At 62.5% G+C, this 11,849-nt stretch carries 13 protein-coding genes; 3 read left to right on the top strand and 10 right to left on the bottom strand.

All coding sequences use genetic code 11. The features are described from left to right. Positions 1–54: 54 nt before the first annotated feature. Complete coding sequence (locus VOI21_RS05725) at positions 55–675, top strand: XRE family transcriptional regulator (RefSeq protein ID WP_323768627.1); 621 nt, start codon at positions 55–57, stop codon at positions 673–675. 5 nt (positions 676–680) lie between these two features. Here VOI21_RS05725 and VOI21_RS05720 read toward each other — a convergent pair whose 3' ends face one another. The 8 genes from VOI21_RS05720 to VOI21_RS05685 form a co-directional block, all read right to left on the bottom strand. Then, complete coding sequence (locus tag VOI21_RS05720; protein ID WP_323768625.1) at positions 681–914, bottom strand: hypothetical protein; 234 nt, start codon at positions 912–914, stop codon at positions 681–683. Positions 915–1,085: 171 nt separating this feature from the next. After that, a complete protein-coding gene (locus VOI21_RS05715; protein ID WP_323768623.1) occupies positions 1,086–2,378 on the bottom strand; it encodes a branched-chain amino acid ABC transporter permease in 1,293 nt (430 codons plus the stop codon). Continuing rightward, complete coding sequence (locus tag VOI21_RS05710) at positions 2,375–3,385, bottom strand: branched-chain amino acid ABC transporter permease (RefSeq protein ID WP_323768621.1); 1,011 nt, start codon at positions 3,383–3,385, stop codon at positions 2,375–2,377. Before VOI21_RS05710 ends, VOI21_RS05715 begins: the two co-directional genes overlap by 4 nt. 88 nt (positions 3,386–3,473) lie before the next feature. Further along, complete coding sequence (locus tag VOI21_RS05705) at positions 3,474–3,857, bottom strand: hypothetical protein (RefSeq protein WP_323768619.1); 384 nt, start codon at positions 3,855–3,857, stop codon at positions 3,474–3,476. Next, positions 3,857–4,219, bottom strand: coding sequence for a hypothetical protein (locus VOI21_RS05700; protein WP_323768617.1), 363 nt, complete (start codon positions 4,217–4,219; stop codon positions 3,857–3,859). The genes VOI21_RS05705 and VOI21_RS05700 overlap by 1 nt, the downstream gene beginning before the upstream one ends. A 12-nt stretch (positions 4,220–4,231) precedes the next feature. After that, positions 4,232–5,059, bottom strand: coding sequence for an ABC transporter ATP-binding protein (locus VOI21_RS05695; protein ID WP_323768615.1), 828 nt, complete (start codon positions 5,057–5,059; stop codon positions 4,232–4,234). Then, positions 5,056–5,841 carry an ABC transporter ATP-binding protein gene (locus VOI21_RS05690; RefSeq protein ID WP_323768613.1) on the bottom strand — a complete coding sequence of 262 codons (786 nt, stop codon included), beginning with the start codon at positions 5,839–5,841 and terminating at the stop codon, positions 5,056–5,058. Before VOI21_RS05690 ends, VOI21_RS05695 begins: the two co-directional genes overlap by 4 nt. A gap of 98 nt (positions 5,842–5,939) precedes the next feature. After that, the gene (locus tag VOI21_RS05685) at positions 5,940–7,127 is read right to left on the bottom strand and encodes an ABC transporter substrate-binding protein (protein WP_323768611.1); all 1,188 of its coding nucleotides are present in this window, start codon (positions 7,125–7,127) and stop codon (positions 5,940–5,942) included. Between the two features lie 155 nt (positions 7,128–7,282). On the opposite strand from VOI21_RS05685, the gene VOI21_RS05680 reads away from it, so the two are divergent. Further along, a complete protein-coding gene (locus tag VOI21_RS05680) occupies positions 7,283–8,386 on the top strand; it encodes a PQQ-dependent sugar dehydrogenase (protein ID WP_323768609.1) in 1,104 nt (367 codons plus the stop codon). A 244-nt stretch (positions 8,387–8,630) separates the two neighbouring features. On the opposite strand, the gene VOI21_RS05675 is transcribed toward VOI21_RS05680, so the two are convergent. Further along, positions 8,631–9,140: a GNAT family N-acetyltransferase gene (locus VOI21_RS05675; RefSeq protein WP_323768607.1), complete on the bottom strand. Its 510-nt coding sequence runs from the start codon at positions 9,138–9,140 to the stop codon at positions 8,631–8,633. Further along, positions 9,137–10,147, bottom strand: coding sequence for a GlxA family transcriptional regulator (locus VOI21_RS05670; RefSeq protein WP_323768604.1), 1,011 nt, complete (start codon positions 10,145–10,147; stop codon positions 9,137–9,139). The genes VOI21_RS05675 and VOI21_RS05670 overlap by 4 nt, the downstream gene beginning before the upstream one ends. 311 nt (positions 10,148–10,458) lie before the next feature. Here VOI21_RS05670 and VOI21_RS05665 point away from each other — a divergent pair, with 311 nt between their 5' ends. After that, on the top strand, positions 10,459–11,829 hold the full coding sequence (locus VOI21_RS05665; RefSeq protein ID WP_323768602.1) for a class II 3-deoxy-7-phosphoheptulonate synthase: 1,371 nt from the start codon (positions 10,459–10,461) through the stop codon (positions 11,827–11,829). The last annotated feature ends 20 nt before the right edge of the window (positions 11,830–11,849 follow it).

Here is an 11,849-nt window from a genome sequence, read left to right as displayed (position 1 = left end):
GCCTGCAAGAGGCGCGCTTGCAACAGCCCGGACCGCATCCTATAGCACCTGACTATGTCGCGAGATCCCAAATCCCTGATCCGCATCGCCCGCGAGTCCGGCGATGCGCCCCAGCCAGAACCGCTGGACCTTGGCCACCGCGTGCGCGAATTGCGCAAGGAGCGCAAATGGACGCTGGAACAGGCTGCCCGTCAGGCGGGGCTGGCCCGGTCCACCCTGTCCAAGATCGAGAATGGGCAGATGTCGCCCACCTACGATGCGCTGAAAAAGCTGGCCGTGGGGTTGGAGATTTCGGTTCCGCAGCTATTTACGCCGCCGCAGCAGGAAAAGGTCAATGGCCGGATGGCAGTGACCCGCTCGGACGAGGGGCAAAGCCATGCCACCGCGACCTATGAGCATGAATTGCTGGCCGAAAGCCTGACGCGCAAAAAGATGCTGCCGTACCGGGCGCGGGTCCGGGCCCGCAGCATGGAGGAATTCGACGGCTGGGTGCGCCACGATGGCGAGGAATTTCTTTATGTCCTGACCGGCGTCGTCAAGCTGTTCACCGAGTTCTACGAACCCATCGAGATGAAGCGCGGCGACAGCGCCTATTACGACGCGACCATGGGGCACAACGTCGTGTCGGTTTCCCCCGAGGACGCAACGATCCTCTGGGTGACATCGCTGGGCTGACCCCGCTACTGGCTGGACAATTCTGTCGCCCGTCGGGCGAGGTCCTCGCGGTGCATGAAATCCTGAAGCGCGTCGCGGGCCTCTTCGACGGTCAGTTCATGCATGTCTGCGATGTGGCGGGTCAACGCGCGGCTGTCACGGGGTGGATCTGCCAGACGGCTACGATCCAGCCGTGGAAACCGCGACTGCAACCCGACGACCATGTTGTCCCAGTTGGCCGATAGTTCATGCCAGTTCATGTCAGGCGCTCCTTCATGTCCGCCTAATCTGAAATGTATCTTTTTTGACAACGTCAAAAAAGAGGCCAAGCCGCCGCAGGTCAGGTCGCGGTGCACGCGCCCCAAGAGCCTTGGCGTTTCGCGCCGACCTGTCCGTTTGCGGTGGACGGTCGGCGCCGGTGGCAAAGGGGCTCAGCGTTCCGGCAATAGCCCGCGGGGCGAGAAGCGCAGCACCATCAACAGGATCACCCCCATGGTCAGCAGGCGCATGTGCTGCACGCTGTCCAGAAGATGCGCCTTGAGATTGGAATCGTCGGGCATCCAGCTGGTGACCCAGGTCATGAAACCGGGGCCAAGCGTTTCCACCTGCACCCAGAGGAACCAGATCAGAAAGCCGCCCAGCACCGCACCCAGGTTGTTGCCCGACCCACCCACGATCACCATCACCCAGATCAGAAAGGTATAGCGCAGCGGTTGGTAGGAGGTGGGGATCAACTGTCCGTCCAGCGTGGTCATCATCGCACCTGCAATGCCGCAGATGGCAGAGCCAAGGATAAAGACCTGAAGGTGGCGATAGGTGACGTCCTTGCCCATGGCGCGCGATGAGGTCTCATTGTCACGGATCGCCCGCATCATCCGGCCCCAAGGCGAATTCAGCGCGAGTTGCGCCAACACCAGCAGGATCACCAGCACCACGGCGAACATCAGGCCGTAGCTGATCTTGATATAGAGCGTCGACGCCGCCGTTGGCTCCAGTCCGAACCCCGCCGCACGCTCTACAAATGTGGGATCGTTTTGCAGGTCGATGGCGTCGCGGACCGGGCGCGGGAGGCCGGTGACGTTCTTGACGCCACGGGTCAGCCATTCCTCGTTCTTCATGATCGCGATGATGATCTCGGAGATGCCCAGCGTGGCGATGGCCAGATAGTCAGACCGCAGCCCCAGCGCCGTCTTGCCGATGATCCACGCCGCCCCGGCGGCAAGGAAACCGCCGACAACCCAGCCGATGACCACCGGCAGACCCAGCCCGCCCAGAAAGCCGGTGCCGGCAGGGTTCACCGCCTCGATCGCGTCCACGGCGGGATCACGCACCATCCGGTAGAGGACAAAACCGGCGATCAGCAGCGCAGCCGCCAAATAGCGGTTCTTGGTCTTTTTCCATGCAAAGAAGGTCACGATGATGGTGCCCGCGCCAAGGATCAGCGCAAACAGCGCCCGCACGCCCCCTGCGGCCCATGCCTCTTGCACCGGGTCGACAGAGGTCAGCACCACCGCCATGCCGCCAAGGGCGACAAACCCCATGACGCCGACGTTGAACAGACCGGCGATGCCCCATTGCAGGTTCACGCCAAGCGCCATGATGGCGCTGATCAGGCCCATGTTCAGGATGACCAGCGCAAGATCCCAGCTTTGGAACAGGCCGGTGCCGATGATCAGCAGGGCGACAAGGCCAAACAGCGCGGCGGTTCGGATCTGGTTGCTCATACCGATTTCCCTTTGAACAGGCCCGTGGGCTTGAACAGCAGCACCACCACGAGGATCATAAAGCTGACCGCGAATTTGTATTCCGTGGCCATGAGTTGCACGAGGCCGGACGGCTCCAGCGCGTCAGGCATCAGGTAGACCAACACCTTTTTCCACGCGTAGGTGATTGTCACCTCGGAAAAGGCGATGACAAAGCCGCCGGCGATGGCCCCCAGCGGTGAGCCCAACCCGCCGACGATGGCGGCGGCAAAGATCGGCAGCAAGAGCTGGAAATAGGTGAAGGGTTTGTACGACTTGTCCAGCCCATACAGCGTGCCGGCGATTGTGATCAGCGCCGCCACGATCAGCCATGTCACCATGACCACCCGCTCCGGGTTGATCCCCGACAGCAGCGCCAGATCCTCATTGTCGGAATAGGCGCGCATGGATTTGCCGGTGCGGGTCTTGTTCAGGAACCAGAACAGCGCGATCACTACAAGGATCGCGGTGATCACCGTCAGCCCCTGTGTCGTCTTGATGCCCAGGCCCTCTGCGAGGCCGGTCATCTCCTTGAATTCGCGCACGTTGATGATGAACCGCTCACCATCGTCGAACCGCTGGTCATCGGTGCCAAGGATAAAACGCGTCAGCCCGTTGTAGATGAACATCACCCCGATGGAGACGATCACAAAGACCACCGGCTTGGCCTTTTGGCCACGGTAAAAGCGATAGATCCCCCGGTCGGTGATCAGCATCAGCGCGGCTGTTCCGGCGATCCCGAAGGGAATGGCCAGCAGCGCGGTGGGCAGCGGTCCCAGACTGATGCCCCACGACTGGAACAGCCAGGTGAACAGGATCACAACCATCGTGCCAAAGGCCATGGTGTCGCCGTGCGCAAAGTTGGAAAAGCGCAGGATGCCATAGATCAGCGTCACCCCCAGCGCCCCAAGCGCCAGCTGGCTGCCATAGGTCATCGCCGGGATGAGAACGAAGTTGGATAGCGCCACGATGGCGTTGATAAAATCCATCAGGTGTTGCCCTCGTTGGTCGGCCGCGCGGTTGCTCCGGCGGCTCTTGTTGTGTGTATGTCGGTCATGCGCCCAGTCATTTGAACTGTCACTCTGTGACCACGCAATCGCCGTGATAGGTCACGACCATCAGCGGTTCGGCGAAATGGACGCTCAGTTTGGCGATGCCTTCGGGTGTCTGGCTCAGAAGGTAGCTGGCATAGGCATCAGAGGCGTCGATCACCAGCACACCATTGACGACACGCGCGGTGCCCTTGGCCGGGCCGGTGCCCATGTCCAGCACCGCGTCGCCGGGCATCTGTTTAGGCAGATCGACGTCGTGGCCGAACTGGGCAAAGGTGCAGGCCTCTTCTTCCAGACATTCCACCGTGTAGTTGCACGACATCAGCGCCGCGCCCTGTTTTTCGATGATATCGGCGGCGGCCGTCGTTGCGCATCCCGTCAGGGCCATTGCCAGAACCGTTTTTCGCATCACCCGGTCTCCTTGCATCTGCCGAGCCACGGCGCCTGGTCAGCATCGCTCAGCCGCGCCGCGCCGTCCCGGTCCATCGTCAGCAGCCAGCCCCGGTCCGGCGACCAAAACCCGCGCTGCCCGTTCTCGGACAGGATCGCCTCGGCGGTGAAGCCATCGTCGCCAAGGGTCACCCGGCTGACACGCCTGCGCGGTGGCTCATTCGGGTCAAGTGGCGGGGCAAAGCTGGCGGTGTCCAGATCGAACCGCAGCGACAGCCTGTCACCGCCCCGCGCCAGATCACAGTCATATGCCTCGACCGCCGCCCGCGCGGGACTGTGCAGCGCGCCCAGCAAGAGCGAACCCAGTACCGCGTGTTCCACGGCCCGCACCGCTCAGCCCCCCAGAAAGCTCTTGCGCACTTCCGGATCGGCCAAAAGCTCTTTGCCCGTTCCGGTAAAGGCGTTGCGTCCCTGAACCAGAACATAGCCCTTGTCCGCGATCTCCAGCGCCTGCCGTGCGTTCTGTTCCACCATCAGGATGGAAATACCGGTGCGCGCCACTTCGATGATGCGGTCGAACAGTTCATCCATCACGATGGGTGAGACCCCGGCGGTGGGCTCATCCAGCATCAGAACCTTGGGTTTGGTCATCAGCGCGCGGCCCACGGCGACCTGCTGACGCTGACCGCCCGACAGTTCGCCCGCCGGCTGCCGGCGCTTTTCGCGCAGGATCGGGAACAGGTCATAGACCTGCTCCATCGTGGTGCGGAAATCATCCAGCCGGATGAACGCGCCCATCTCAAGGTTTTCCTCGACGGTCATCGAGGTGAAGATATTGCTGGTCTGCGGGACAAAGCCCATGCCCTGCGCCACCCGGTCTTGGGGCGTCAGCGCGGTGATGTCTTGGCCGTCCAGGCGCACACTGCCGGATCGCACATCCAGCATCCCGAACACCGCCTTCATCGCGGTGGATTTGCCTGCGCCGTTGGGGCCGACGATCACCGCGATTTCGCCCTTGTCGACGGCGATGGTGCAATCGTGCAGGATGTCCGGTCCCTTGCCGTAGCCGCCGGTCATTGTGTCGCCGATCAGGAATGGCCCGCCGGGCGCGTCCTTGATCGGGCCGGACTTGCGGGTCGAGTCGATCTCGCTGGGCTTGCTGGCCTTGGTGATCGAGGCGTCCTTGTTGCCGCGGTCGTTGTGGTATGGGTTGTCGCTCATGCCTGCGCCACCTGGTCCTTGTTCTTCAGTCCGGTGCCCAGATAGGCCTCGATCACCGCCTCGTTGGCCTTGATCTCGTCCAGCGTGCCCTCGGCCAGTTTCTTGCCCTCGGCCATGACGATGACCGGGTCGCAGATGCGGCCGATGAAATCCATGTCGTGTTCGATCACGCAGAAGGTGTAGTCGCGTTCCTGATTAAGCCGGACAATGGTATCCGCGATGGTGTTCAGCAGCGTGCGGTTAACACCGGCGCCGACCTCATCCAGAAACACGATCTTGGCGTCGACCATCATCGTGCGGCCCAGTTCCAACAGCTTTTTCTGGCCGCCGGAAATGGCCCCGGCGGGGTGATCCGCCAGATGCGAAATCGTCAGGAAATCGAGGACTTCGTCCGCCTTGGCCCGCAAGGCGCGTTCTTCCTCGGCGATGCGTTTTCGGCCAAACCATGTGTTCCACAGCGCCTCGCCGGATTGCCCGCCCGGCACCATCATCAGGTTCTCGCGGCAGGTCATCGAGTGGAACTCATGCGCGATCTGAAAGGTGCGCAGCAGGCCCTTGTGAAACAGCTCATGCGGCGGCAGGCCGGTGATGTCCTCACCGTCCATCGTTACCGTGCCACTGGTCGGTTCCAGCGCCCCGGCGATCACGTTGAAAAGTGTCGTCTTGCCCGCGCCATTCGGCCCGACAAGCCCGGTGATAGAGCCGGTTGCGATCTCAAGCGACGCGCCGTCTACAGCTCTGAAAGCACCGAAATGCCGGTGCAGGTTGTCCACCTTGATCAAGGATTGTCCCCCAAGCACGCCACCCGCTCGGGCGGCGTCCTCAAATAGAGAAAAGAGCAGCCCGACGGGTGTCGGGCTGCTCTTGTCACGGTTCCGGTTTACTTGAACTCGACGGTTTCCGCAGCGCCACCGGTTATGGCGTAATACTTATAGGAACCAGCAGCTTCGCCGGGTCCGATAAGTTCGACGCCCGATGCACCGACATAGTCGATGTCGCCGCCTGCGGCGAGGATTTCCAGCGCCTTGCCCAGTTCACCCGGCAGGATTTCTTCACCCGGAGCGTTGGCCACGTCCAGCAGGTTGGCGGCAATCGCCTCGGAAGAGGCTGCGCCGCCTTTCATCATCGCCAGTGCCAGCAGCGCCGCGGCGTCATAGGACTCACGCGTGTAAGAGCTGTCACCGTTGATGCCCGCTGCTGCGGTGATCGTCGCAAAGGCATCTGCGCCAGCGCCCTCGGCCCATGGAACCGTGCCAATCGACCCTTCAAGCGCATCGGCGAGTTCGGTGAACAGCGTATCGCCGTACATGCCGTCGCCCATGACATAGGTGTCAAAGGCACCGGTGTCATAAGAGGCCTGAATGATGCCTTTACCGCCTTGGTCGGTATAGCCCAGAACGACCAGAGCCTGACCACCCGCTGACGCCAGTGCGCCGATCTCGGCCGAGTAGTCGGCCTTGCCGTCGTCATGCGGTGCCGACAGGGTGATGGTGCCGTCAAATGACGAGGCGAAGGCATCTGCAAAGCCCTTGCCATAGTCGTTGTTGGTGTAGGTCACGGCAACTTCGGTGATGCCCTTATCGGCGAGTATCTCAGCCAGAACAGCACCCTGACGCGCATCAGACGGCGCGGTGCGGAAGAACAGACCGTTGTCTTCGGCGGTCGACAGCGCCGGCGAGGTGGCGGAGGGCGATACCATCGGCACACCGTTGGCCACGGCCACGTTCGACAGGATCGCGCCGGTCACACCGGAACAGTCCGCGCCCATGATGCCGACCACGCCTTCGGTGGTGACAAGACGTTCCGCCGCGGCAGTGGCGGCGGCGGCGTCGATGCAGGTCGAATCCGCGCGGGTCGGTGCCAGAGACACGCCGTCAAGGAACTTACCGGACGCGTTGATCTCGGTGAGCGCCAGTTCGGCGGCGTCTGCCATTGCGGGTGTGATCGATTCAATCGGCCCGGTGAACCCGAGGATGATGCCGATCTTGGCTTCGGACGCGTGGCTTTCGGCCACTGCGGCAGAGGCGACGAGGGTGCAGGCCGTTGTGGCCATAAGCAGTTTTTTCATTGTTTGTCTCCCGTGTTGGATCTGGTGTCCTGGCGCGAGCCTAAGGAGGGTTTTGGGAAAAGGGAAGGGGCCATGCGTGCAATGGTTTTCCACTTTATCCCCCTTGTTAGACTTGGCTGTGCGGCCATATCGCAAAGGGAACAGGAGGTGAAATCATGATTTTCAAACCTGCCGTAACGGCACTTGCAGTCGGTCTCGCGGGCCCACTTGCCGCAGAGGCGATCCAGACCTCTGCCGGCCCCATGATCGCGGAACCGATGGTCGCGGACCTGGACACACCTTGGGCATTCGACTTCCTTCCGGATGGGGCCATTCTGGTCACCGAAAGGGACGGCCAACTGCTGCTGATCCGGGGCGACACCCGGACAGAGGTGCGAGGCGTGCCCAAGGTCGTGTCGGACGGGCAGGGCGGCCTTTTGGACATCCTCGTGCCGCGCGATTTCGCCACCAGCCGAGAGCTGTTCTTTACCTACGCCAAACGGCAGGGCTTTCGCGGATCGGGAACGGCGGTCTACCGCGCGCGGCTGTCAGAGGATGGCACGCGCCTGCAAAGCGGCACCACCATCTTTGAAATCGCGCGCGGAACGGGGGGCGGCTACCACTTTGGCTCTCGTCTGGTCGAGGCCCCCGACGGGCACCTCTTTGTGACGGTGGGCGACCGGGGAGACGGACCAAAGGCGCAGGACCTGTCGATGCACAACGGGTCGGTTCTGCGGATCACCCGCGACGGCGCGCCCGCGCCGGGCAACCCCCTGATCGACACCGACGGCGCGCTGGCCGAGATTTGGTCCTGGGGCCACCGCAATCCACAGGGCGCGGCGCTGGACGCCAGCGGTCAGCTTTGGGCCGTGGAACACGGTGCCAAAGGCGGCGATGAGGTGAACCGGATCGATCCGGGCGTGAACTACGGCTGGCCGGTGATCTCCTACGGGGTGAATTACGATGGTCGCAAGCTGGGCGAAGGCACGGCCAAAGAGGGCATGGCGCAGCCAATCCATTATTGGGACCCGTCCATAGCGCCCTCGGGCATGACCTTTTACGATGGCTCTGTCGTGGATTGGTCGGGCAATGCCTTTATCGGGTCGCTCAAGTTCGACTATATCTCGCGCCTTTCGGGCGACCCGCTGGCTGAGGTCGAACAGATCAAGGGGGAAGAGACCCTGCGCGTCCGTGATGTGGATCAGGGACCGGACGGGGCATTGTGGTTCCTCAGCGTCGGCAATGGCGCGCTGTACCGACTGGTGCCTGCCGGGGACTGACCTGCGCGCGGTGCGTTTCAATTTGGTCAATCCCTGCGCTGCATCTTCGCCTTTGGTACCAGCGAAAACCGGATCAACGCCCCTCTTGGGGGTCTTTCGATCTGCGCAGACCGAGGGGGCGACGCCCCAAGGGGCCGGGTTTGACAGCCCGGCGGCATGATCCGACCGGCGGCCGCCGTTCTTCGGAACCATTCCAGAGCAAAAACGGACAAACCCGCCCAAGGCCCCGGCCTTGTGGCGGGCGTTAGGCCCGCGCGGGCATCGCCAGACTGTAATAGGCGCTGTCGCAGACCTCATACCCGCCATAGAGGTAATCGCCGATCACCGTGCGATCATGGGTGAAGCCCAGCTTTTCCAGCAGCCGGATCGATCCGGTATTGCGTGGGTCCAGATCGGCGGTCAGCCTAGTCAGATCGGGGCGGCGGCGGGCGATTTCGGTCAGGATGGCGGACATCGCCTCAAAAGCCAGCCCTTGGCCCCAATAGTCGGGATTCAGGATGTAACCAACCTCCGGGTCGCGCCACATCCCCGCTTTACCGATGCAGCGCCCGTCGTATTCAAGAATGAACTCGACCCGCCCGTCGGTGCCATAGCCGTCCATGAAATAGCGCAGAAACTCCGCTGTCTGAGCGATGTCGTCATGCGCAGGACGCGACCAGTAGCGCATGACACTGGGGTCCGACAGAATCCTGTGCAGCGGCTCCAGATCGGTCAACCGACCGGGCCGCAGCAACAGCCGTTCCGTCCGGATCATACCGACAGGCGCGAGGCCTGTGCGCCGCGTTCCCGGTATGGTGTTGTCTTGTAGTGCGCGCGGTAGCATTTCGAGAAATGCGAGGGTGAGGCAAATCCGCAGGCCAGCGCCACGTTGATCACGCTCATTTCTGTCTGCATTAACAGGTTGCGCGCCTTTTGCAGGCGCAACTCCATGTAATACCGTTTGGGCGAGCGGTTCAGGTAGCGCCGGAACAGCCGCTCCAGCTGGCGGGTCGACATACCCACCTCTTTGGCAAGGATCGCGGGGCTGATCGGTTCCTCGATATTGGTCTCCATCATCTGGATGACCTGACTCAGCTTGGGGTGGCGCACGCCGATGCGGGTGGGCACCGACAGCCGCTGGGTGTCCTGATCGGTCCGGATAGAGGAATAAATCTGCTGGTCGGCGACGGCGGTGGCCAGTTCCTCGCCGTGATCGTTGGCGATGATCTGCAGGAACAGGTCAATAGAAGACGTACCGCCCGCGGTGGTGACCCGATTGCCGTCGATGGTGAAGACCGATTTGGTCAGCTCGACCTCGTCGAACTCTTCCGAGAAACTGTCCTGATTTTCCCAGTGGATCGTCGCACGCTTGCCGTCCATCAGCCCGGCCTTGGCCAGAGCATAGGTGGCCGTGCACAGCCCGCCCATGGTCAGGCCCTTGCGGGCCTCGCGCCGCAGCCAGCTGAGCAACCGCTTGGTCGTGGCCTTTTGAACCTCGGCCCCGCCACAGATCACAACGGTATCATCGCGGTGCAACTCGTCCAGCCCGCCGTCCAGATGGAACACCGTTCCGGTGGAACAGGTCGCGGTTTCAACACCCTCGCCAACCACCCGCCATTCATACAGCTTTTTCTGCGACATGCGGTTGGCCAGCCGCAGGCAGTCCAGCGCGGCGGCAAACGACAGCATGGTGAAGTTATCCAGCAGAACAAAGACAAAGCGGCGCGGCTTGGGCGGGACGCTGTCGAGTTCGATGACCTGGCGCTGCGGCGGGGGAAACATGGAAAGCCACCTTCGTGATCGGGTTGCGGTATCCTGTCCGCAATTTTATCGTGGCACATGGGCAGAACTCCCCCGCAGCGTCAAGACATGTCGCAAACTAATGTCCGCCCTACGCGGATGTGCGCGACTCTCCAACCGGACCGGCCTTGTCGATGCCGGTTGCCGAAAAACCTGCAACCGTCTCAGAAACCAGATGCGCCGGGGCCAATTGCCGAAGGAAGAGGCAAAGGAAAAACACGTCTGGTCAGGGGAGGGGACGTGACGTATACCCCTTGACCGTTAGCGCTCAAATTGATGACCGGAGAGAACAGATGACCGAGTGGCAGAAATCGAACTGGCGTGCCAAGCCGCGGGTTCAGATGCCCGAGTATACGGACGCCGAAGCCCTGACCGCTGTCGAGGCGCAAATGGCCAAGTATCCGCCGCTCGTCTTTGCCGGCGAAGCACGCAGGCTGAAACAACATCTTGCCGCCGCTGGCCGGGGTGAGGCGTTCCTGTTGCAGGGCGGCGATTGTGCTGAAAGCTTTGACCAATTCTCGGCCGATGCGATCCGCGACACCTTTAAGGTGATGTTGCAGATGGCGATGGTGCTGACCTATGGCGCCAAGGTGCCGGTGGTCAAGGTTGGCCGCATGGCGGGCCAGTTCGCCAAGCCGCGCAGCGCGCCGACGGAGGTGCAGAATGGCGTCGAGCTGCCCAGCTACCGGGGCGACATCATCAACAAGCTGGCCTTCACGCCAGAGGCGCGCATCCCCGATCCGCGCAACATGTTGCAGGCCTACACGCAGGCGGCCGCGACGCTGAACCTGCTGCGCGCCTTTTCGACCGGCGGTTATGCGGACGTGCACAAGGTCCACCAGTGGACTCTGGGCTTTACCGAAAGCGAAAAGGCCGCGCGCTACCGCGAGATGTCGATGCGCATTCAGGACGCGCTGGATTTCCTGACGGCAGCGGGTGTCACCGGCGATCAGGCGCATACCCTGCACACGGTCGAATTCTACACCAGCCACGAGTCGCTGCTGCTGGAATACGAAGAGGCGCTGTGCCGTCAGGATTCCACATCCGGCAACTGGCTGGCGGGGTCGGGTCACATGATCTGGATCGGCGACCGCACCCGGCAGCCGGACGGCGCGCATGTGGAATACGCCCGCGGCGTGCTGAATCCGGTCGGCCTGAAATGCGGCCCGACGACCACCTCTGAGGATCTCAAGGTCCTGATGCAAACGCTGAACCCGAAGAACGAAGAGGGCAAGCTAACCCTGATCGCACGCTTCGGCGCGGGCAAGGTAGGTGAAAACCTGCCGCGCCTGATCAAGGCGGTGCAGGAGGAAGGTGCCAATGTGACTTGGGTCTGCGACCCGATGCACGGCAACGTCATCAAGTCGGCGACCGGCTACAAGACACGGCCCTTCGACTCGATCCTGCGCGAAGTGCGCGAGTTCTTCTCGATCCACGAGGCCGAGGGCACCATCCCCGGCGGCGTGCACTTCGAGATGACGGGCCTCGACGTGACCGAATGCACCGGCGGCGTGCGCGAAGTCACCGACGAGGATCTGTCGGACCGTTACCACACCGCCTGCGATCCGCGTCTGAACGCATCGCAGTCGCTGGAACTGGCGTTCCTCGTGGCCGAGGAACTGGTGGCGCGCCGGGCCAAGGCGGCAGAGGCGGCCAGCGCCTGATTTCAGCGTTCCAGTTGAAC

Source organism: Antarctobacter sp. (assembly GCF_034670325.1).
Lineage (GTDB): Bacteria > Pseudomonadota > Alphaproteobacteria > Rhodobacterales > Rhodobacteraceae > Antarctobacter.
Note: the sequence above shows the minus strand (reverse complement) of the source record. Positions and strands in the feature narration are given on the sequence as shown.